Source organism: Streptomyces sp. NPDC020884 (assembly GCF_044333935.1).
In the GTDB taxonomy this organism is placed as follows: domain Bacteria; phylum Actinomycetota; class Actinomycetes; order Streptomycetales; family Streptomycetaceae; genus Streptomyces.
This window is the reverse complement of record NZ_JBIRRY010000012.1, coordinates 145,942-167,383: the sequence shown is the minus strand read 5'-3', so window position 1 is coordinate 167,383 and position 21,442 is coordinate 145,942. Positions and strand designations below refer to the sequence as shown.

Sequence of the window (21,442 nt, the reverse complement as noted above, 5' to 3'; positions counted from 1 at the left end):
GGGAGGCGGGCGTGAACACGCTCTCGGACACCTGGTCCTGGCTCACCACCGCCGTCCACTGGTCCGGCCCCGACGGCGTCTGGCACCGGCTCGGCGAACACCTCTACCTCACGGTCGTCTGCCTGCTCATCAGCTGTCTGATCGCCCTCCCCGTCGCCCTCGTCCTGGGCCACCTCGGCAAGGGCGGCGCGCTCGCCGTCAACCTCTCCAACATCGGCCGGGCCGTGCCCACCTTCGCCGTGCTGGTCCTCCTGCTGCTCACGCCGGTCGGCACGTACGGCCAGTGGTCGACGATCATCGCGCTCGTGCTGTTCGCCGTGCCGCCGCTCCTCACCAACGCCTACGTCGGGATGCGCGAGGTCGACCGGGACGTCGTCCGGGCCGCCCGGGGGATGGGCATGACCGGCCGCCAGATGCTGCTGGGCGTCGAGCTGCCGCTCGCCCTCCCGCTGATCCTCACCGGGGTGCGGATCGCCGCCGTCCAGCTGGTGGCCACCGCCACCCTCGCCGCGCTGGCCGGCGGCGGGGGGCTGGGCCGGATCATCACCGCGGGCTTCAACCTCGCCTCCACCCCGCAGGTGGTGGCCGGGGCGATCCTGGTGGCGGTGTTCGCCCTCCTCGTCGAGAGCCTCTTCGAGGCGGGGCAGCGGCTCGCCCCCCGGCGTGGACGGGAGACCGCATGAGCCGCGCCCGCCGGGCCCTGGCCGCGCTAACGCTCCTCGCCGCCACCGCCTGCACCGCCGGCCCGGCACTGGAGAACCAGGGTGAGGTCACCGCCCCGCCCGGCGACAGCAGGGAACTCACCGTCGGATCCGCCGGATTCACCGAGAGCGACCTGCTGGCCCAGATGTACGCGCTCCTCCTGGAGCACGCCGGCTACTCCGCCGACATCATCTCGGTCACCAACCGGGAGATCTACGAACCGGCCCTGGAGAACGGCCAGATCGACGTCGTGCCGGAGTACGCGGCGACCTTCGCGGACTGGCTGAACGCCAAGGCCAACGGCGCCGACGCGCCCCCGGTCGGATCGCCTGCCCTCGCCGCCACGATGAAGGCGCTGCGCGCGCTCGCCGCCCCGCGCGGGCTGACCGTGCTCGATCCCGGCCGGGCCGTCGACCAGAACGCCTTCGCGGTCACCGCCGCCTACGCGAAGGAGCACGGACTGAAGACGCTGAGCGACGTGGGCGCCGCGAAGCTGCCCGTACGACTTGCGGCGGGCGACGAATGCGTACAGCGGCCCTACTGCGCACCGGGCCTGCGCGAGACGTACGGCATCGACGTCGTCGCCGTCGACCCGAAGGGCGTCGGCACCACCCAGGCCAAGCAGGCGGTGCAGAGCGGTCAGGACCAGATGGTCCTGACCACCACCACCGACGCCACACTCGACCAGTTCGGACTGGTCCTGCTGGAGGACGACAAGAACCTCCAGAACGCGGACTACGTGGTCCCCGTCGTCAACCGCGCCCGCGCCGGGAGCACCGGGGTGCGCGACGCCCTCGACCGGCTCAACACCGTGCTGACCACCGCCGACCTGGCGTCGATGAACGAACAGGTCGACAGCTGGCGCAGGCTGCCCGAGGACGTCGCGCGCACCTACCTGGAGTCGAAGAAGCTCCTCCCGGAGGACTGAGCCGCCCGAGAGCTCAGGAGGCGGGCGGCGCCGGGGGCCAGGGCACACCGGCCAGCAGGGGCAGGATGTGCTCCTCCTCGTAGTCGAGGTGGGCGGTCAGCTCCTCGGTCATCCGGGCCAGTTCGGCGCGGAAGCGGTCCGGCTCCGCGAGGGCCACATCGGCCAGCAGGGCCGCGAGCGCCGACTGGAGGGCCCCGATGCTCCGGTGCTCCTCACGCAGCCGGTCGAAGACGTGCCCCAGCTGGGGGTGGTAGCCCTCCATCGTCGGGAAGATGTGGCCGTCCTCGGCCGTGTGGTGGAACTCCAGGGCCTGGCAGAACGCCAGACAGCGCTGCCGGATCTGCAGTCCGAGGCCGGGCGCGGGCGCCTCGCCCGCACCCCGGTGGGAGGCCCGCGCGGCGAAGTGCGCCTCCGTCTCGTCGTGTACGTGGCGCAGTTCGCCGCGCAGCCAGGTATGCACCTCCACCAGCTTGTCGGCGAGCGAGGTGATCGCGGGGGCCGTCGCGTCGGGGTCGGGCAGCTCCAGGACCACGACCGGCAGCACCCGGTCCGTCGTGTCCTGGTACGCCGCGTACCCGGGCGCCTCGGCGACGACCCGGGCGAAGAGCTCGTCGCGCCGCGCCCCTTCGGCCGGTACGGCGAGGGCGTCGAACTCCTCGTCCCCCAGCTCCACCCGCACGGTGGGGTGGGCGAGGAGGTTGCGGTACCAGTCGGGATGGAGCGGTGCGCCGAGGTTGGAGCCGACGACGATCAGCCGGCGTCCGTCGCGTACGTATCCCAGCGGTGTGGTGTGCGGCTTCCCGGAGCGGGCTCGGGTGGTGGTGAGCAGGAGGAGGTCGGCGCCCTCGAAGGGGCCGCCGACCTTCCCCGCGTTGGCGCGGAACTCGGTGATGACGGACTGCTGGAAGGCAGGGGGCATGGAGGTTCTGGGTCTCCCGGAAGGAAAGCGGGCAGCGAAGGCCCGGCGTCGCGGAGTGCCCGCGGCGAAGCGTTCGGAGGCTGAGGTGCTCAGAGGCAGGGGGCGATGAGTGGACTCACGGCGTCATCCCTGGCAAGAAGGTGCTGGCTTGAGCGTCGGCCGGCCCAGATCTCTTTGGCCGACGTCACGCTGCACGTGCACATCAGAACCCGGTGGGTGCGGGTCTGTCAACGCGAGGACGGTCAACGCCGCAGAGGCGTTGCCCGTCCTCCGGACGGCTGTGAGGCTTCCGGCGATGCCCGCTGACCGGTGAACCGGGTCAGTTGAGGGTGTCGGGGTCGGGGCCGGTGCGCAGACCGCGGTCCAGGGCGGCGACGGCGTCCATGTCCGCGGCCGACAGCTCGAAGTCGAAGACGTCGATGTTCTGCCGGATCCGCTCCGGCGTGACCGACTTGGGAATCACCACGTTGCCGAGCTGGAGGTGCCAGCGCAGCACCACCTGGGCCGGGGACTTGCCGTGCCGCTCGGCGAGGGAGACCAGCGCCTCCTCCTTGAGCAGGGCGCCCTGGGCCAGCGGGCTCCACGCCTCGGTGGCGATGCCGTGCTCGGCGTGGAAGGCGCGCAGCTCGGCCTGCTGGAGGCCCGGGTGCAGCTCGATCTGGTTGACGGCGGGGACGAGTGTGCCCGTCTCCAGCAGGCGGCTCAGGTGGGCGGGCTGGAAGTTGGAGACCCCGGCCGCGCGGATCCGGCCGTCGGCGGCCAGCTTCTCCAGGGCACGCCAGCTCTCCGGGTACAGGTCGTGTGCGGGCGTCGGCCAGTGGATCAGGTAGAGGTCGACGTGGTCGAGGCCGAGCTTGGCCAGGCTCGCGTCGAAGGCGGCGAGCGTCGCGTCGTAGCCCTGGTCGGCGTTCCACAGCTTCGTGGTGATGAACAGCTCCTCGCGGGGGACCCCGGAGGCGGCCAGCGCACGGCCCACGCCGACCTCGTTGCCGTAGATCGCCGCGGTGTCGATGGACCGGTAGCCGGCCTCCAGCGCGGCGGAGACGGCGGCGGTGGTCTCGTCGTCGGGCACCTGGAAGACGCCGAAGCCGAGCTGGGGGATGGCCACGCCGTTGTTCAGCGTGACGGTGGGGACGGTGGGCATGGGGGGACCTTCCGGTAGCGCGGTGAGCAGGGTGCGTATCGCACGCCCGGCCTTCATGGCGTACGACGGTTACTGGCGTCTACAATAGTTGCATACGCGGGTAATCTGCAAACGCGGGCAAGAGGGGATGGTGAAGGCCGTCCCGGTCAGGCGTCCGCGACCGAGTCGAACTCCACCTCCTCGCGCCCCACGCCCTGCGCGTCGGCGTCCACCGAACGGCGCAGCGCCTCGTGCAGCTTGGCCGGGGTCAGCACCCCGAGGAACCGGGCCCCCTCCAGCACCGCCACCCACCCCGCGTCGTGCTGGAGCATCTCGCTGAACGCCTGCTTCAAAGGGGCGCCCACCGGCACCCACGCGTCCATCCGGCGGGCGAGCGTGCCCACCGTCGCGCCCTCCCCGGCCGACCGCAGCGCCTCCGACGACACCCAGCCGTGCAGCTCGCCCGCGCCGTTCAGGACGACCGCCCACCGGGCTCCCGCCGTCGCCAGCCGGGCCGCCGCCTCCCCGGCGTGCTCCTCCAGCCGGGCCACCGGCGGCTCCTCCAGGTCCTCTGGCTCGATCGCGGTGACCGACAGCCGCTTCAGCCCCCGGTCCGAGCCCACGAACCGGGCCACATACGGGGTCGCCGGGGTGCCGAGCACGGCGGCCGGGGTGTCGAACTGCTCGATGCGCCCCTCCCCGTACACCGCGATCCGGTCGCCCATCCGCACCGCTTCCTCGATGTCGTGCGTCACCAGGAGCACCGTCTTGCGCACCCGCTGCTGGAGTCCCAGGAACTCGTTCTGCAACCGCTCCCGTACCACCGGGTCCACCGCGCCGAACGGCTCGTCCATCAGCAGGACCGGAGGATCCGCCGCGAGCGCCCGCGCCACGCCCACCCGCTGGCGCTGGCCGCCGGAGAGCTGCGCCGGATAGCGCGAGCCGTACGTCTTCGGGTCCAGGCCCACCAGGTCCAGCAGCTCCGCCGCCCGCTCCCGGGCCCGTGCGCGCTTCCAGCCGACCAGCGCCGGGACCGTCGCGGTGTTGTCCAGGACGGTTCGGTGCGGGAAGAGGCCCACCTGCTGGATCACATAGCCGATCCGGCGGCGCAGCTTCACCGGATCGATCCCGGCGATGTCCTCCCCGTCCACCAGGATCCGGCCCGAGGTCGGCTCGATCAGCCGGTTCACCATCATCATCGTGGTCGTCTTGCCGCAGCCGGAAGGACCCACCAGGGTCACCAGCTCGCCCTCCGCCACCTCGAAGGACAGCCCGTCGACCGCCGTCGTCCCGTCCGGATAGACCTTGCCGACCTGCTCGAACCGGATCATGTCTGCACGGTAGAAGCGCCCCCGCCGCACCGCACACGGGCAGGGACCGTCCGGGGCGCGCCCCCTGCGCCGGACCGGTGCCCTCATGTGCTGGACTGGCCCTTTCGCCCGGATCAGCCCGCACCCCGGATTCAGGAGTTCCCGTGAGCAGTTACCGGCAGCCCGGCGTCGTCCTCACCGACCGGCGCTTCACCGTGCCCCTGGACCACAGCGACCCCGGCGGCGAACAGATCGAGGTCTACGGCCGGGAAGCGGTCGCCGCCTCCCGCGCCGGTGAGGAACTGCCCTGGCTGGTCTATCTGGAGGGCGGACCCGGCTTCGGCGCACGCCGGTTCGTGGGCGCCGAGGCCTGGCTCGGCCGCGCCCTGCGCGAGTTCCGGGTGCTCCTCCTGGACCAGCGCGGCACCGGCCTCTCCACCCCGGCCAACCGGCAGACCCTCCCGCTCCGCGGCGGACCGCGCGAACAGGCCGACTACCTCGCCCACTTCCGCTCCGACGCCATCGTCCGCGACTGCGAGCTGATCCGGCCGCAGCTCACCGGCGGAGCACCCTGGACGGTCCTGGGCCAGTCCTTCGGCGGCTTCTGCGCCGTCCGCTATCTCTGCGCGGCCCCGCAAGGGCTGAAGGAGGTCCTGATCACCGGCGGCCTGCCCTCGCTGGACGCGCACGCGGACGACGTCTACCGGGCCGCGTACCCGCGCGTCGAGCGGAAGGTCGCCGCCCACTACGCCCGCTACCCGCAGGACGTCGAGCGCGCCCGCGCGATCGCCGCGTACCTCGCCGAGCACCGGCCCGAGAGCGCCGGACACCGGCTGACGCCCGAGGGCTTCCAGTCGCTCGGCATCATGCTCGGTGGCGGCAGCGGCAGCCACCAGCTCCACTACCTGCTGGAGAACGCCTTCGTCCGCACCCCGGGCGCCACCGAACTCTCCGACACCTTCCAGGAGGCCCTGCGCACCGCCGTCTCCTTCGCCGGGCACCCGCTGTACGCCCTGCTGCACGAGGCCATCTACGGACAGGGCGAGCGCGCCACGGCCTGGGCCGCCGAACGGGTACGGGCGGAGTTCCCGCAGTTCGACGCGGCGACGGCGACGGCGGGCGACGGCCCGGTCCTCTTCACCGGCGAGTCCATCCACCCCTGGCACTTCGACGTCGACCCGGCGCTGCGCCCGCTGCGCGAGACCGCCGAACTGCTCGCACAGCGCACCGACTGGCCCGTGCTCTACGACCCCGAGCGGCTCGCCGTCAACGAGGTCCCGGTCGCGGCGGCCGTCTACCACGACGACATGTACGTCGACACCGAGGATTCACTGCGCACGGCGGCGGCGATCCGGGGGCTGCGGACCTGGGTGACGAACGAGTACGAGCACGACGGCGTGCGCGCGGGCGGCCCCCGGGTCCTGGACCGGCTGCTGGCTCTGGTGCGCGACGAGGCCTGACCGGCCCGGTCCCGCCCGGGGCCGGCGGTCGCAGGCCGGCCCCGGCCCCGCCGGATCAGCGCTGGAGCTCCTCCAGGGTGGCGTCCAGGTCGCCGGCGGCACGCGGGGCCCGGTTGTACGGCAGCTTCGAGAGGACCGCGGCCATCCCGCAGGTGTTGCTGACCGCGGAGTACACCAGGCCCGTGCCGACGCCCGCGGCCAGCCAGCGCGCCGCCGGGAAACGGATGCCCGCCACCAGCCCCGCCACCACCAGCGAGCCCGCCGCGAGCCGCACCTGACGCTCCATGGGCCAGGTGGTGCGCGCGCCCTCGGGACGGTCCAGGCCGCGGCCGTCGCCCTCCCAGGCCGACGTGCCGCCGGTCAGCGTCACGGCCTCGATGTCCGCGCCCGCGAGGATCTCGCAGGCCCGCGTGGACCGGACCCCGGAGGCGCACACCACCAGCAGCGAACCGCGCGCCGAGGCGGACTTGAGCGCGGGCAGCGCGTCCGGCAGCTTGTCCAGCGGGATGTTCAGGGCGCCGGGGACGTGCCCGGCGGCGTACTCGCCCGGAGCCCGCACGTCGATGACGGTGAACTCCTCCAGACGGGCTGCGGCCTGAGCGGGGGAGAGGAAGGCGGGGCTGGGCACGAGGGGGTTCCTTTCGTTCGCCGGGGCGGCGGGTGAGCGGAAGGCCTTCCCGCCCGACCCGGACAGGCCGGCCGCGTTCGCGGTGACCGTCACCGGACTCCAGCGTCGCACGCCGGGGGCCGCGGATGGGCCCGGCCGACCGCACGTGCGCGGCCTGCCGGTACGACGGTACGTGGGTAGCCTGCCGGTATGACGCCGCAGCAGCTCGAACCCATGCCCGTCGACTGGCAGCGCGCCCTGGCGGTGGTGGCCCACCCCGACGACCTGGAGTACGGGGCGGCCGCCGCCGTGGCCGAGTGGACCGACGGCGGACGCGAGGTCGTCTACCTCCTCGCCAGCCGTGGCGAGGCGGGCATCGACACCCTCCCGCCCGAGGAGTGCGCCCCGGTGCGCGAGCGGGAGCAGCGGGCGAGCGCCGCCGTCGTCGGGGTGCGGACCGTGGAGTTCCTGGACCACCGCGACGGGGTGATCGAGTACGGCACCGGGCTGCGCCGCGACATCGCCGCGGCCATCCGCCGCCACCGCCCCGAGCTGGTCGTCACCCTCAACCACCGGGACACCTGGGGCGGGGTCGCCTGGAACACCCCCGACCACCGCGCGGTCGGGCGCGCCACGCTGGACGCGGTGGCCGACGCGGGCAACCGCTGGATCTTCCCGGACCTCGGCGAGCAGGGACTCCAGCCCTGGGGCGGAGTGCGCTGGACCGCCGTGGCGGGCAGCGACCGGCCCACCCACGCGGTCGACGCGACAGCCGGTCTCGAACGCTCGGTCCGGTCGTTGCTGGAGCACCGCACGTACATCGAGGTGCTGACCCAGGAGGACCCGGAGCGCTACTGCCGGACCTTCCTGACGGGCATGGTGGAGGCCGCCGCCGAGCGGTTCGGCGGCCGGCCCGCGGTCGCCTTCGAGGTCTTCGCCCACTGAGCGCCGCCGTCCGCCCCGGGTCCCGCCTGCCGATCCCGGGGCTGTATTGACAAACCGGCTTGCTGATTCTGCAATGGCCCCATGAAGGAACACGACCGGGACGACCCGGAGCTGGAGACCGTCCTCTCCGGTGTCGGCCCCCGCCTGCGCCGGCTGCGGAAGGACCGGGGGGTCACTCTCTCCGGGCTCTCGGCCGCCACCGGCATATCCGTCTCCACGCTCTCCCGGCTGGAGTCCGGCGGCCGCCGCCCCAGCCTCGAACTGATGCTGCCGATCGCCCGCGCCCACGAGGTGCCGCTCGACGATCTCGTCGGCGCCGCGCCGGTCGGTGACCCCCGGGTGCGGGCCAAGCCGATCGTGCAGCACGGCCGGACCATGCTCCCGCTGACCGCCCGGCCGGGCGGTCTCCAGGCGTACAAGCTGGTGCAGGAGCCCGGCAGCGGAGACCCGCCGGAACAGCGCACCCACGAGGGGTACGAGTGGCTGTTCGTGCTCTCCGGGAAGCTGCGGCTGCTGCTGGCCGAACACGATCTGGTGCTGGAGCCGGGGGAGGCCGCCGAGTTCGACACCCGGTTGCCGCACTGGTTCGGCCCGGCCGGGGACGAGAGGGTGGAGTTCCTCAGCCTGTTCGGCCCGCAGGGCGAGCGGATGCACGTGCGGGCCAAGCCGAAGCGGGGCCGAAGCGGGGCCGAAGCCGCGGCGGGCTGAGGTCCGGGGCCGGGCCCGAGGTGTTCCCAGATCGGCAAGCGACCGCTTAGTATGCGGCGCAGCAGCGGTATTGCCGACAGTGTTGTGGAGGCCCCTCATGCAGGCATGGCGAGTGCACCGGAACGGTGAGCCGGGCGAGGTGATGCGGCTGGAGGAGACGGACCGGCCCACACCCGGCGACGGGCAGGTGCTCGTCGAGGTCCGCGCGGCGAACATCAACTTCCCCGACGCCCTGCTCTGCCGGGGCCAGTACCAGGTGCGACCGCCGCTGCCCTTCACCCCGGGCGTCGAGGTGTGCGGCACGACCGAGGACGGGCGGCGGGTCCTCGCCACCCCCGCCCTGCCCCACGGTGGCTTCGCCGACTACGTCGTCGCGGACGAGGCGGCCCTGCTGCCCGCCCCCGACGCGCTGGACGACGCCGAGGCCGCCGCCCTGCACATCGGCTACCAGACCGGCTGGTTCGGCCTGCACCGCCGCGCCCGCCTCCAGCCCGGCGAGACCCTCCTCGTCCACGCCGCGGCCGGCGGCGTCGGCAGCGCGGCCGTCCAGCTCGGCAAGGCCGCCGGCGCGCAGGTCATCGGCGTGGTCGGCGGCCCGGAGAAGGCGGCCGTCGCCCGCGACCTCGGCTGCGACGTGGTCGTCGACCGCCGCACCGAGGACATCGTCGCCGCCGTGAAGGAAGCCACCGGCGGCCACGGCGCGGACGTCGTCTACGACCCGGTCGGCGGCGACGCGTACGCCAAGTCCGTCAAGTGCGTCGCCTTCGAGGGCCGCATCCTCGTCGTCGGCTTCGCCAGCGGCGTCATCCCCACCCCGGGCCTCAACCACGCCCTGGTGAAGAACTACTCCGTGGTCGGACTCCACTGGGGCCTCTACAACACCAAGGACCCGGCCGCCGTCCGCGCCTGCCACGACGAGCTGACGAAGCTGGCCGAACAGGGCATCGTCAAACCCCTGGTCAGCGAGCGTGTCGCGATGGCCGGCGCGGCCGACGCCGTCCAGCGCGTCGCCGACGGCACCAGCACCGGCCGCATCGTCGTCCTGCCCGGAGGCGCCCGATGAGCCCCGCAGTCGACGCCGCCGAGGTCCGCCGCCGCACCCGCGACCTGCTCGCCGCGCACCCGCCCGCCACCACCGACCGCACCGACTTCCTGAGGGCCCGCTTCGACGCCGGCCTCGCCTGGGTCCACTACCCGGTGGGCCTCGGCGGACTCGACGCGCCCCGCTCCCTCCAGCAGGTCGCCGACGCCGAACTCGCCGCCGCCGACGCGCCCGACAACGACCCCCGCCGCATCGGCATCGGCCTGGGCATGGCGGCCCCCACCGTCCTCGGCTTCGGCACCGACGAACAGAAGCGGCGCTTCCTGCGCCCGCTGTGGGTCGGCGAGGAGGTCTGGTGCCAGCTGTTCAGCGAACCCGGCGCCGGATCCGACCTCGCGGCGCTGGCCACCCGGGCCGTCCAGGACGACAGCGGCGACTGGATCGTCGACGGACAGAAGGTCTGGACGTCCAGCGCCCACCTGGCCCGCTGGGCGATCCTCATCGCCCGCACCGACCCGGACCTGCCCAAGCACCGGGGCATCAGCTACTTCATCTGCGACATGACCGACCCCGGCGTCGAGGTCCGGCCGCTGCGCCAGATCACCGGCGAGGCCGAGTTCAACGAGGTCTTCCTCACCGGCGTACGCATCCCCGACGCCCACCGCCTCGGCCCGGTCGGCGAAGGCTGGAAGGTCGCCCAGACCACCCTGATGAACGAGCGCGTCTCCATCGGCGGCTCCCGGATCCCCCGCGAGGGCGGCATGATCGGCCCGGTCGCGAAGACCTGGCGCGAACGCCCCGACCTGCGCACCCCCGACACCCACCAGCGCCTGCTGACGCTCTGGGTGGAGGCCGAGGTCGCCCGGCTCACCGGCGAGCGGCTGCGCCAGCAGCTCGTCGCCGGACAGCCGGGACCCGAGGGCTCGGGCATGAAGCTCGCCTTCGCCCGGCTCAACCAGGAGATCAGCGGCCTGGAAGTCGAACTTCTCGCCGACGACGGCCTGTTGTACGGCGACTGGACCATGAGCCGCCCGGAGCTGGTCGACTTCACCGGACGGGACGCCGGCTACCGCTATCTGCGCTCCAAGGGCAACTCCATCGAGGGCGGCACCAGCGAGGTCCTGCTGAACATCGTGGCCGAGCGCGTCCTCGGCCTGCCCGCCGAACCCCGCAACGACAAGGACGTCGCCTGGAAGGACCTGAGCCGATGACCGCGCCCGCCCAGCCCACCGCCACCCCCGACCTGCTTTACTCGCAGGACGAGGAGGACCTGCGCTCCGCCGTGCGCGCCCTCCTCGCCGACCGGGCCGACGCGCCGACGGTGATCGCGGCGACCGAGTCCGACACGCCGTACGACCCGCGGTTGTGGTCCGCGCTCGCCACCGGAATCGGCGCGGCCGGACTCCTCGTACCGGAGAAGCTCGGCGGCCAGGGAGCCTCCCACCGCGAGGCCGCCGTGATCCTGGAGGAGCTGGGCCGCAGCGTGGCCCCGGCTCCGTACCTCACCAGCTCCGTCGTGGCCACCGAGACGCTGCTCGCACTGGGCGGCGCGGACGGTCCTGCCGCCGCGCTCCTGGGCGAGCTGGCCTCCGGCGCGCGTACGGCCGTGCTCGCCGTGCCCTTCGCGACCCCGCCCGACGGGGCGGCCGCGGCACTCGCCCCGCCGGCGGGGACGGTACGCGGCGTCGCCGACGCGGCCGTCGCCGACGTGCTGCTGGTGCCCACCGCCGAAGGCCTGTACGCGGTCGAGGCCTCGGACCCCGGAGTCACCGTGCGGCCGCTCGTCCCGCTCGACCTGACCCGCCCGCTCGCCGCCGTCACCACGTCGGGCACGAGCGGAACCCTGCTGGCCGATCCGGACGCGAGCGCCGCCGCCGTACGGCGCGGACTCCTCGCCGGAGCCGGATTGCTCGCCTCCGAACAGCTCGGCCTCGCTGAGTGGTGCCTGGCCGAGACCGTCCGGTACACCCGCGAACGCCACCAGTTCAACCGGCCAGTGGGCTCGTTCCAGTCGCTGAAGCACCGGATGGCGCAGCTCTGGCTGGAGGTCGTCTCGGCCCGCGCCGCCGCGCGCAACGCCGCCGACGCCCTCGCCACCGGCAGCCCCGACGCCCCGCTCGCCGTCGCCGTGGCCCAGGCGTACTGCTCCGGCGTCGCGGTGCACGCCGCCGAGGAGTGCGTACAACTGCACGGCGGGATCGGCATGACCTGGGAACACCCTGCGCACCTGTACCTCAAGCGGGCCAAGGCGGACTCGATCGCGTACGGGACCGCGGGCGGCCACCGCCGGGCCGTCGCGGAACTGGCGGAGCTGCCGGCTCCCTAGCGTCGCGCAGTCTCCCGCCAACGACCCCGGTCCGCCCGCCTCGTCCGTCGAGGCGGGCGGACCGGGGTCTGTCCGTGTCTGGGGAGCCGCTCCTCTCCTCGATAGGATCATGCCCGGGTCCTGATCAGGGACCGAGAGTCAACAGGGCCTGATACAGGGCGATTTCTCCCGGTCGTGCCATCGGTCGCGCTGTCGTGGGACAGCCGTCCGTGACGGCGACCGGAACACCGAGTGAGTGGAGTGCCAGTCATGCGTGGAGGCAGCGTTGCCGTGGTCGGCGGCAGCATAGCGGGGTGTGCCGCGGCTCTGGCCGCGTCGCGCGGGGGAGCCGGGCAGGTCACCGTCCTGGAGCGCGCCGACGCGCAACTCCGGGACAGAGGGGTGGGCATCGCCCTCCACAGCGACCGGTACGACGAGTTGAGGGACGCCGGGTACGTCACCCCGGAGATGCCCTGGGCGCCCCTGACCCGGCGGGTGTGGAGCGCGCGCGACGGCGAGGCCGACCACGGCCGGGTCGTCGGCGAGCAGCCGTTCCCCTTCCGCGCCTACAGCTGGGGCTCGCTGTGGAGCGAACTGCGCCGTCGGGTGCCGGAGGACGTCTCCTACCGTTCCGGCGTGGTCGTCACCGACGTGCAGCCGGACGACGACGGCGTGACGCTGCGGCTCGCGGACGGCAGCCAGGAGCGCTTCGACGCCGTGATCGGGGCGGACGGGTACCGCTCCGTCGTCCGCGAGGCCATGTTCCCCGGCACGGACGCGACCTACGCCGGATACATCGGCTGGCGCGGGACGTCGTCGGACGTCGCGGACCTCCCATCGGACGGCCATGACGCGCACAACATCGTCTTCCCCGGCGGTCACTGCATGATCTACCGCATCCCGGACGGCACCGGCGGACACCGGCTCAACTGGGTGCTCTACACCGCGCCCCCGCAGGCCGACGGCCTCCACCCCGACCTGCGGGTCCCCACCTCGCTGCCGCCGGGCCGGCTGAACTCCGAGCTGACCGCGCGGCTGCGCGCCCTGGTCGCCGACAACTTCCCGCCGTACTGGGCGGCCAGGGTGCTCCGTACCCCCGCCGAGACCACGTTCATCCAGCCCATCTACGACCTGGAGGTGCCGCACTACACCTCGGGGCGGATGATCCTCGTCGGCGACGCCGCCAGCGTCGCCCGGCCGCACATCGGCGGCGGCAGCGTGAAGGCGCTCCAGGACGCCACGGCTCTGGAGGCCGCCTGGACGGCCGGGGACAGCTGGAAGGAGATCCTGGAGGGCTACGACGCGAAGCGCGGGCCCGTCGGGGCCGCCATGGTCGCGCTCGCCCGCCGCATGGGCGCCGCGCAGGTCGAGAACACGCCCGACTGGTCCGCCATGGACGGGACCGGGTTCGACGCGTGGTGGCAGGAGCAGAACCAGGGCTCCGACCGGCGCAGCGGCTTCGGCGGCCACAGCATGAAGGCGAGGTAGCCGCGGAGGGGACGGTGGCGGCCCCCGGACGGGGCCGCCACCGCCCCCGTCTCAGACCTTCGTCGGCGCGAGCTCGAGCGCCGCGTGCAGCGCGGTGCCGTCCGCGCGGGCGTCCTCGCCCGCCATCCGCAGGGTCATCCGTCCCGAGGTCAGGACCGTGATGGTGCGGGCGCACTCGACGGCGTGGGCCGGGCTGGGGGACACCAGGAGCACGGCGATGCCCTCGGCCGCCAGCGTGGTGACCAGCGTGTGGACCTGGCGGACGAGCACGGGCGCGAGGCCCTCGGTCGGCTCGTCGAGCAGCAGCACCCGCGGCGAGCCGAGCAGGGCGCGGGCCAGCGCCAGCATCTGCTGTTCGCCGCCGGACAGATCCGCGCCCCGGTTCCCCCGGCGCTCGCCCAGCCGGGGCAGCAGCTCCAGGACGCGCGCCGGGGTCCACACACTGGGGCGGGCGGTGTCGCCGCGGCGCGGGGGACGGTGCGACAGCCGCAGGTGCTCGTCGACGGTGAGCCCCGCGAACACCCGGCGGCCCTGCGGTACGAGACCGATCCCGGCACGGGCGACCCGGTGGGCGGGCCACCCCGTGACCTCGCGGCCGTCGAGGCGTACGGTCCCGGCGCTCGGGCGCATCAGCCCGGCGACGGTGTTGACGAGCGTGGTCTTGCCGGCGCCGTTGTGCCCGACGACGGCGTGGACCGTGCCGGGGGGCACCGACAGGTCGAGGGTGTGGAGTGCGGTGCCGCCGTGGTAGCCCGCGGTCAGACCGGTGAGTTCGAGCATCGGGCGTCGGTCATCCTCTCGCTCGTGCGGCGGACGGGGCGGGGCTGTGGTAGGCGTCGCGGACCTCGGGATGCGCCAGCACCTCCTGGGTCGGTCCGGTGACGAGCACCTTCCCGTCGGTCAACACCGTGACGCTCGACGCGAGTTGCGCGACCACCTCGACATGGTGCTCGACCAGGATGATCGCGACGCTCGGCGGCAGGCCGCCGAGGATGCCGAGCAGCCGGCCGATGCCGCCGTCGGTCAGCCCGGCCGCCGGCTCGTCCAGGAGGAGCAGCCGGGGATCGCCCGCCAGAGCGGCGGCGAGGTCGAGCATGCGGCGCTGCCCGTGCGAGAGCGCGGCGGCGGGCCGGTGGGCGAGGTCCGCCAGGCCGACGGTCTCCAGATGGTGGCCCGCCGACTCCGTGTGCAGCCGGTAGCGGGACGGGCTGCGCCATGCCCCGCGGCGCTTCGGGTGGTGCGGCCAGCCGGCCAGGACGACATTGTCCAGGACCGACAACTCCGCGATCACCGAAGGCTGTTGGAAGCTGCGGGCGATGCCGAGACGGCTCCGCCCGGCCGTGGCCTTACGGGTGATGTCGGCGCCGTTGAGAACGATCGTGCCGTGGTCGGGCCGGTCGGTGCCCGCGATGAGGTTGAGCAGGGTGGTCTTGCCGGCGCCGTTCGGGCCGATGACGGCGTGCCGGGCCCCGGGGGGAAGCCGCAGGCTGACGTCGTCGACGGCGGTGAGCGTGCCGTACCTGCGGGTGAGGCGGGTGAGGTCCAGGACCGGCGGCGGATCGGCATTGGGTGCGGGGGTCATGGGGAGGCCTTCCGGACGGGGGCCGAGGCGGGTGCGGAGGGAGCTGCCGGCAGAGGCTCGGGCGGTGGCGCGGACGGCGGCCGGCCGTCCGTCCGGGAGTCCTCGGAAGCCGGTCCGCCACGGCTGGATCCGCCGCGCAGGCCTGCCAGGCCGCGGGGCAGCAGATACACGGTCACGACGAACAGCACGCCGAGCAGCAGCGGCCCGTGACCGGGCCAGGAACCGGCGACCCAGTCGCGGGTCGCGATGATGAGCCCGGCGCCCAGCAGGGCTCCGATCACCGACGTCGTCCCGCCGATGACCACCGCCAGCAGTGCGAACGCGGCGATCTCGAAACCGACGTCGGCGGGGGAGAGGTACTGCTGGACGGTGACCATCAGCGAGCCGCCCACGCCGGCCAGCGCGCCCGCGCAGATATGGGCCACCATCAGATAGCGCCCCACCGGGTGTCCGGAGGCGCGCATCCGGGCCTCCGCCCCCCGGGTGCCGGTGAGCAGCTTGCCCGCCGGGGAACGCAGGACCAGCAGGGTCAGGGCGACGGCGACGACGGCGACGACGAGCGCGTAGGTGTAGAGCTCGCTCTCCTCCGTCATCCCCTCCCCGCCCCACAGCGCCTGCGTGGCCGGGAAGCCGACGAGACCGTCGGCGCCGCCGGTGACGGACTTGAGCTGGTTGACGACCGCGCCGGTCAGCTCGCCGATGGCGAGCGTGATCATCAGCACGGTGGTGCCGCGGGCCCGGATCACCGCGGGCCCCACGACCGCGGCGAACACCGCCGCCGCGAGCGCCGAGAGGACGATCTGGACGGGCCCCATGGTCCACCCGGCGTCCGCGAGGTTCGCGGTGGCGTACGCGCCGACGGCGAACGGCGCGGTCTGCCCGAGCGTGGGCAGTCCGGCGTAGCCGGTGAGGATGGTGACGCTGACCGCGAGCAGCCCCAGGGCCAGCGCGGAGCCGGCCAGCGAGATGCTGTACGCGTCGAGCAGGGCCGGCAGGGCGATCAGCACGAGGAGCAGGACGAGCAGCGGAGCGGCCTGCCGCCACGCGGTCCCGCCCGGGAACCGGCCGGTCCTCGCGAGGGCACGGTCCGTCACCTTCGCCCCGCCGGGGCGCTGTCGCAGCCGGGCGTCGAGCCGGGCGCGGAGCCGGGCGACCGGGTCCCGGGACGGGGCTTCGGGACCGTGCGCCGTCGCCGGTTCCGCGAAGCGGGAGCGCAGCACCAGCACCGCCGCCATCGCGGCGAAGAGCAGATACGGGGCCAGCTCGGGCGCGACCGAGACGCCCAGGGTCTGCACCTCGCCCACGACGATCGCCGCCGCGAGCGTCGCCCACAGCGAGCGCAGTCCGCCGAGCACGACCACCACGAGGGAGAGCATCAGCACGTTCTCGGACGTACCGGGCCCGGGGCCGATGATCGGCGCCCCGAGCACACCCGCCGCCCCGGCGAGCGCACCGGCCGCCGCGAGGACGCCGGTGTGCACCGCCCGGGGGCTGTGACCGGTGGCCGCGAGCATCTGCGGATCGTCGGCGGCGGCCCGTACCGCCGCACCCATGCGGGTCCGGGTCAGCACCCAGGTCCCGAACGCGGCGAGCAGCACGGCCATCACGATGAAGCAGAGCCGGTAGGCGGGGTAGCGGTGCCCCAGCAGGTTCACCGAGGAGTCGAGCGCCTCGGGGACGCGTACGGGAAGCTCGTCCGCCCCGAAGAACTGGATGAGCAGATCACCGCCGATCAGGGCGAGCCCGAACGTCAGCAGTGCCTGCGCGAGATGCCCACGCCGGGCCAGCGGAGCCGTGGCGGCGGACAGCCCCGCCCCGGCGACGCAGGCCGCGGCGGTTCCGGCGGCCAGGCCGAGGGCGAGACCGCCCCAGGTCCCGTCGCTCAGCTCGGCCCCCGTGTAGGCGCCGATCGCGTACAGCGTGCCGTGCGACAGATTCAGCACGCCCGCGGTGCCGAAGGCGAGACTCAGCCCGGCCGCGACCACGAACAGCAGCAGCCCGAAGGCCACTCCGTCCACCGTCGGAATGAGGTGGGCATCAAGGACATTCATGTCAGCTGCCGAGCGTTGCCAGGTCCTGGACCATGACATTGGCCAACTGGGCGCCGTCCGGTCGCACCTGGCGCAGGTACCACGTCTGCACCGGCGAGTGGGCCTTGTCGCCGAACTCCCAGGCGCCGCGCGGGCTGTCGATCTGGCCCAGGTCCGCGATGGCCTTGTTGATGGTCTGCGACGTCACGTCGCCGTCCTTCGCCGCGTCGGCGATGGCCTTGTCCAGCACGGCGGCCGCGTCGTACGACGCCATCGCGTAGGTGGTGGGCTGCGTGTCGTGCTCCGCGGTCCAGTCGGCGGCGAACGTGCGGTTCGCCTCGTTGTCGAGGTCGGCCGCGTAGTTCAGGACGGAGTAGATGCCCTTCGCCGCGGGGCCCTGGGCCTGGAGAACGCTGCCCTCGGTGACGAAGGCCGTGTACAGCGGCAGATCGGCGATGTCCGACTGGGCGTACTGCTTGGCGAAGTCGATCGCGGCCTTCCCGGCGTAGAAGCAGTACACCGCCTTGGCGTCGGTCTTGGCGATCTCGGCGAAGTACGGCATGAAGTTGGTCGTCTTGGGGAACGGCGTCCAGGTGGTCTTGCCGTCGGGGTTGGCGAGCTTCCCCTTCACCCGCTTGAACTCATCGGTGAAGCCGCGCAGTTCGTCGTAACCGCCCTGGTAGTCGGGACCGATCGCGTAGACCGGCCCGTCGACCTTCTCCTTGATGTACGGGGCGATGGCCCTGCCCGGCTCGTCCGAGAGGAAGCTCGTCGTCCACACGTACTCGATGTCCTTGACCGGAGGCCGGGCGTTCGACCCCAGGAAGGGGATCTTGGCCTGCTGGACCAGGGGCAGCACCGCGTTGACCGAGCCACCGCCGACGAGGCCCGTCAGCACGTCGACCTTGTCCTTCTTGACCAGCTTGGTGGCCGCGGGCACGGCGGTCGGCGGACCGTCGCCCTCGTCCGCCACGATGAGCTCGACCTTGCGGCCGCCGAGCTTGTTTCCGTGGGTGTCCAGATACAGCTTGAAGCCGTCCCGCAGCTCCGTGCCGACCGGCTCGTACGTCCCCGACAGGGACGCGACCAGGCCGACCTTCACGGTGTCGGCATCGGAGCCGCTGTCGCCGCTGCACCCCGTGACGGCCGCCAGGCCGAGGGCGAGGGCGGCAGCGCCGGCCGACCGGAATCTGCTGCGGCGGGGAGTGGATATGTCGAACAGGAACATAAGGGCTCTCATCAGGAGTGTCGGTCAGAACGGGCGGGCGGTCGTGGCCGCGGAGGCCGGACCGGCGGTCAACGAGAGTGCGGCAGGCTCGGATCGCGCATCTGGGGGGACAGCGAGTCGCCGACCTGGTTGATCAGTTCGGACATCATGTAGCTGACCTCGCCGATGTCCGCATCCCTGGTGGTGGTCACCAGCAGGGATGCGCCGCTGGAGACGGCCATCGAGAACATGTAGCCGCCCTCCATCGCGGTGAGGCTGTGCTCCACGGGGTCGGTGTTGGTCAACTGGGCTGCCGCGGAAAGCAGGTTGACGACGCCGGACGCGATGGCGGCCAGCCGGTCGGCGTCGTCGCGTTCCACCCCGGTGTAAGCCAGCGCGAGTCCGTCCACGGACACGGCTATGGCCTGGGTGACTTCCGGGAGGCGCCGGGCGAAATCGCTCAGGATCCAGCTCAGGTCGGAGGAGGTGGTCATTTCTCGGTCCGTTCGGTGGTGTCGTCCGGGGCGGAACGCCCCCGGTGGTTCGTGCTCCGGTTGATTCCTTGGGCGTAGGCCGCCAGTACGTCGGAGACCTGCCGGGAGTCCCGGCGGCGGGGCGAGGGCCGCGGAGCACCGGCGCCGGGGCGCTGTTCGGCGCCGTCCCGTTTGCCCGCGGCCGGCCACTGCTGCGGCGCTTTGCGCTGCCGCAGGGGCAGCCCCGAGGAGCTGACTCCGGCGATGCGTGACTCCGGCTCGTCGTGCACGGGGTGCGGCGCGGGCGTGCCGCCGTGTCCCCGCTCGCGCGTTTCGGTGGCCGACCCGCCGCCGCGGGACCCGTCGTGGCCGGGCGGCGTCGCCCGGCGGTCGTCGGACGCGCCGGCTCCGGCGGGCACCGCGGCCGCGGGGGTTCCGGTGCGGGCGGGCCACCCGTCCGCACCGGCGGGCTGCCGGCGGCCTTCCGGTCCCGGCGCCGTGATCGACGGGGGCTGCTCGTATGCGACGCCGTCGCCGAGCGCGCCCGGCCGCGGATCCTGGGCTTCCGGCAGGTCCAGGGCCAGGACCTTCGCGGGCAGGGTGACCTCGGCGATGGTGCCGGGTCCGGACGAGTCGCGCAGCTCGACAACGATGCCGTGGCGCGCGGCGAGCCGGGCCACCACGTGCAGCCCCATGGACCGTACGTCGCCGATGCCCGCCTGCGGCTCGAGCAGCGCGGCGTTGTGAGCGGCGCGGCGCTCCGCCGTCATGCCCACACCTTCGTCGACGACCTGGACGACGGCCCGGTCCCACAGCCGCCAGACGGCGACCCCGACCGTCTTGTCCGGGGGCGAGTAGCGGGTCGCGTTGTCGAGGAGCTCCGCCAGGATGTGCGCCACGTCGTGCACCGCGCGGGCCGTGATGGCGATGCCCGACTCGATGGTGCCGAGCGAGACGCGGTCGAACCGCTCGATCTGCTGGGCGGCGGCCACGATGACGGTGGAGCAGCCGACGTCGGCCGAGCGCACCCGGGCGTTTCCGTAACCACCCAGCACCAGCAGGTTGTTGGTGTTGCGCTCCATGCGGACGGCGAGGTGATCCAGAGCGAACAGGGTCTTCATCCGCACGGGGTCGGCCTCGTCGCGCTGCACCGTGTCCAGCTCGGACACCATGACCGCGGTCAACCGGGCGCCCCTGCGGGCGACGCCGACCAGCGTCTCGGCCAACTGCTCGTGCACATAGGCCTGTTGGGCGGCAAGGCGGACGGCCTCGTGGTGGACGGCGTTGAACGCCTCACCGACCTCGCCGATCTCGTCCTCGCCCGTGTTCTTGACCGGGTCGCCGGTCCGCCGGGCCACTTCCTCGGGGGTCGCGCCGCGCAGCGCGCCGGCCTGGGACAGCTCGCTCATCACGGCGGGGAGCCCCACGTGGGCGACCTCGTGCGCGGCGTTGCGCAGATCGCGCAGCCGCCTGATCATGACGCGCCCGAGGCGCACCGCGACCACGACGACGCCGATCAGGGTCAGCACCACCAGGGCGACCTCCGCCCCGGCCGTCCACATGAGCGTGGTGCGCGCGTCGGAGACCTCGGCGAAGACGGCTCGGTCGATCCGCTTCTCCACCGAACGCAGCAGCTCCTGGCGGTCGCTGGAGGCCTTCTGCCATTCCTTGGGGGTGACGGGGATGTCCTTGCCGGTGGCCGCCCGCCCGATCGCGTCCTCGAGCCGTCGGACCTTCAGGGCCTTCGTGCCGGAGAGGGTGCGCTCCAGCCAGGTCCGCCATTCGCCGGAGCCGAGGTCGAACATGACGCCGACCGACTCGGTGTAGCCCATCCGGCCGGCGTCGAAGGTCCGCTGCGAGGCGGTCGTGAAGCCGCCCGCGGCCTGCGCCCGCGCCACGGTGACCTGTTGCTGGGCCGTGTGCTCGGCGGCCTCCGACAGGGCGGCCGCGGCGCGGATCCGGTCGGCGATGTCGGCGTCGACGCCGTCCGCCTGCGCGATGCCGTCGCGGTAGCTGATGAGGTCGGCGATCACGATCCGATAACCGAAGGCGAGGGCGGAGACGGTGCTGCTGCCCGAGCGCACCTGGGTGCGGAGTCCGGGCATCTCCTCGACGAAGCGGTCGACGCGGTCCAGCGCGCCCCGTGCGCTGCCGGGTACCGAGGTCAGGCCCTCGGTCCGGCTGCGGAACTCGGCGATGCTGCGGTCGGTCGCGTCAGCGCGTAACCGGAAGGTGTCCGCGTCCCCCTGTTCGGAGATCAGGGCGGTGGCCGCCGCCCGCTCTCGCTGGAGCTGGTGGGCCAACTCGCTTGCTCCGGCGGCTGCATCGACCATCGCGGTCAGCCGGTTGGCCTGGAGCGCCTGGTTGGTCGCGGGCGCCAGGGCCAGGACGGAGAAGGCGACGGCCACGGTGAGCGGCGCGGTGACGAGAAGTACAAGGCGACGATTGATTTTCACTGCGCGGCTCCATCGCCGGAACCGGGCTCGAGTATCGGTGACACGCGGTACCTGTTAACGGGTTGTGGGGTGTGGGGGCGCCGGAGGGCGTGCTGATGAGGTGAACAGTGCTGATGGGGCAGAAGGGGCCCCAGTGGCGCGCGGCATGATCCTATGT

At 73.2% G+C, this 21,442-nt stretch carries 19 protein-coding genes; 9 read left to right on the top strand and 10 right to left on the bottom strand.

The features are described 5' to 3' along the window. Positions 1–11: 11 nt before the first annotated feature. Together ACH4UK_RS32515 and ACH4UK_RS32510 are read left to right on the top strand one after the other, a co-directional pair. Complete coding sequence (locus ACH4UK_RS32515) at positions 12–683, top strand: ABC transporter permease (RefSeq protein ID WP_398362142.1); 672 nt, start codon at positions 12–14, stop codon at positions 681–683. Then, entirely contained in the window at positions 680–1,630 is a 951-nt protein-coding gene (locus ACH4UK_RS32510; protein ID WP_398362140.1) for an ABC transporter substrate-binding protein, read from the top strand. Before ACH4UK_RS32515 ends, ACH4UK_RS32510 begins: the two co-directional genes overlap by 4 nt. A gap of 13 nt (positions 1,631–1,643) precedes the next feature. Here ACH4UK_RS32510 and ACH4UK_RS32505 read toward each other — a convergent pair whose 3' ends face one another. The 3 genes from ACH4UK_RS32505 to ACH4UK_RS32495 form a co-directional block, all read right to left on the bottom strand. After that, positions 1,644–2,549: a nitroreductase/quinone reductase family protein gene (locus tag ACH4UK_RS32505; protein WP_398362138.1), complete on the bottom strand. Its 906-nt coding sequence runs from the start codon at positions 2,547–2,549 to the stop codon at positions 1,644–1,646. A 319-nt stretch (positions 2,550–2,868) separates the two neighbouring features. Further along, positions 2,869–3,693 (bottom strand): aldo/keto reductase, encoded by an 825-nt coding sequence (locus ACH4UK_RS32500; protein ID WP_398362136.1) that lies wholly within the window; start codon positions 3,691–3,693, stop codon positions 2,869–2,871. Between the two features lie 146 nt (positions 3,694–3,839). Next, positions 3,840–5,003: an ABC transporter ATP-binding protein gene (locus ACH4UK_RS32495; RefSeq protein WP_398362134.1), complete on the bottom strand. Its 1,164-nt coding sequence runs from the start codon at positions 5,001–5,003 to the stop codon at positions 3,840–3,842. A 143-nt stretch (positions 5,004–5,146) separates the two neighbouring features. Here ACH4UK_RS32495 and ACH4UK_RS32490 point away from each other — a divergent pair, with 143 nt between their 5' ends. Then, positions 5,147–6,442 carry an alpha/beta fold hydrolase gene (locus ACH4UK_RS32490; RefSeq protein ID WP_398362132.1) on the top strand — a complete coding sequence of 432 codons (1,296 nt, stop codon included), beginning with the start codon at positions 5,147–5,149 and terminating at the stop codon, positions 6,440–6,442. A gap of 55 nt (positions 6,443–6,497) precedes the next feature. Here the strand turns inward: ACH4UK_RS32490 and ACH4UK_RS32485 are convergent, their stop codons facing one another. Beyond that, complete coding sequence (locus tag ACH4UK_RS32485) at positions 6,498–7,070, bottom strand: rhodanese-like domain-containing protein (protein WP_398362130.1); 573 nt, start codon at positions 7,068–7,070, stop codon at positions 6,498–6,500. Between the two features lie 189 nt (positions 7,071–7,259). On the opposite strand from ACH4UK_RS32485, the gene ACH4UK_RS32480 reads away from it, so the two are divergent. From ACH4UK_RS32480 to ACH4UK_RS32455, 6 genes are all read left to right on the top strand, one after another. Then, positions 7,260–7,994 carry a PIG-L deacetylase family protein gene (locus ACH4UK_RS32480; protein ID WP_398362128.1) on the top strand — a complete coding sequence of 245 codons (735 nt, stop codon included), beginning with the start codon at positions 7,260–7,262 and terminating at the stop codon, positions 7,992–7,994. An 81-nt stretch (positions 7,995–8,075) separates the two neighbouring features. Further along, a complete protein-coding gene (locus ACH4UK_RS32475) occupies positions 8,076–8,702 on the top strand; it encodes a helix-turn-helix domain-containing protein (protein WP_398362126.1) in 627 nt (208 codons plus the stop codon). A 97-nt stretch (positions 8,703–8,799) separates the two neighbouring features. Then, entirely contained in the window at positions 8,800–9,765 is a 966-nt protein-coding gene (locus tag ACH4UK_RS32470; protein ID WP_398362124.1) for an NADPH:quinone oxidoreductase family protein, read from the top strand. After that, a complete protein-coding gene (locus ACH4UK_RS32465; protein WP_398362122.1) occupies positions 9,762–10,955 on the top strand; it encodes an acyl-CoA dehydrogenase family protein in 1,194 nt (397 codons plus the stop codon). The genes ACH4UK_RS32470 and ACH4UK_RS32465 overlap by 4 nt, the downstream gene beginning before the upstream one ends. After that, positions 10,952–12,070: an acyl-CoA dehydrogenase family protein gene (locus ACH4UK_RS32460; protein WP_398362120.1), complete on the top strand. Its 1,119-nt coding sequence runs from the start codon at positions 10,952–10,954 to the stop codon at positions 12,068–12,070. Before ACH4UK_RS32465 ends, ACH4UK_RS32460 begins: the two co-directional genes overlap by 4 nt. Positions 12,071–12,319: 249 nt before the next feature. Beyond that, a complete protein-coding gene (locus ACH4UK_RS32455) occupies positions 12,320–13,537 on the top strand; it encodes an FAD-dependent monooxygenase (RefSeq protein WP_398362118.1) in 1,218 nt (405 codons plus the stop codon). A gap of 51 nt (positions 13,538–13,588) precedes the next feature. Here ACH4UK_RS32455 and ACH4UK_RS32450 read toward each other — a convergent pair whose 3' ends face one another. The 6 genes from ACH4UK_RS32450 to ACH4UK_RS32425 form a co-directional block, all read right to left on the bottom strand. Continuing rightward, complete coding sequence (locus ACH4UK_RS32450; RefSeq protein ID WP_398362116.1) at positions 13,589–14,317, bottom strand: ABC transporter ATP-binding protein; 729 nt, start codon at positions 14,315–14,317, stop codon at positions 13,589–13,591. Positions 14,318–14,327: 10 nt separating this feature from the next. After that, positions 14,328–15,119 carry an ABC transporter ATP-binding protein gene (locus ACH4UK_RS32445; RefSeq protein ID WP_398362114.1) on the bottom strand — a complete coding sequence of 264 codons (792 nt, stop codon included), beginning with the start codon at positions 15,117–15,119 and terminating at the stop codon, positions 14,328–14,330. Further along, a complete protein-coding gene (locus ACH4UK_RS32440; RefSeq protein ID WP_398362112.1) occupies positions 15,116–17,170 on the bottom strand; it encodes a branched-chain amino acid ABC transporter permease in 2,055 nt (684 codons plus the stop codon). The genes ACH4UK_RS32445 and ACH4UK_RS32440 overlap by 4 nt, the downstream gene beginning before the upstream one ends. 1 nt (position 17,171) lies before the next feature. Further along, positions 17,172–18,377, bottom strand: coding sequence for an ABC transporter substrate-binding protein (locus ACH4UK_RS32435; protein ID WP_398362313.1), 1,206 nt, complete (start codon positions 18,375–18,377; stop codon positions 17,172–17,174). 68 nt (positions 18,378–18,445) lie between these two features. Then, the gene (locus ACH4UK_RS32430; RefSeq protein WP_398362110.1) at positions 18,446–18,850 is read right to left on the bottom strand and encodes a roadblock/LC7 domain-containing protein; all 405 of its coding nucleotides are present in this window, start codon (positions 18,848–18,850) and stop codon (positions 18,446–18,448) included. Further along, entirely contained in the window at positions 18,847–21,285 is a 2,439-nt protein-coding gene (locus tag ACH4UK_RS32425) for a nitrate- and nitrite sensing domain-containing protein (RefSeq protein ID WP_398362108.1), read from the bottom strand. The genes ACH4UK_RS32430 and ACH4UK_RS32425 overlap by 4 nt, the downstream gene beginning before the upstream one ends. Between the last annotated feature and the right edge of the window lie 157 nt (positions 21,286–21,442).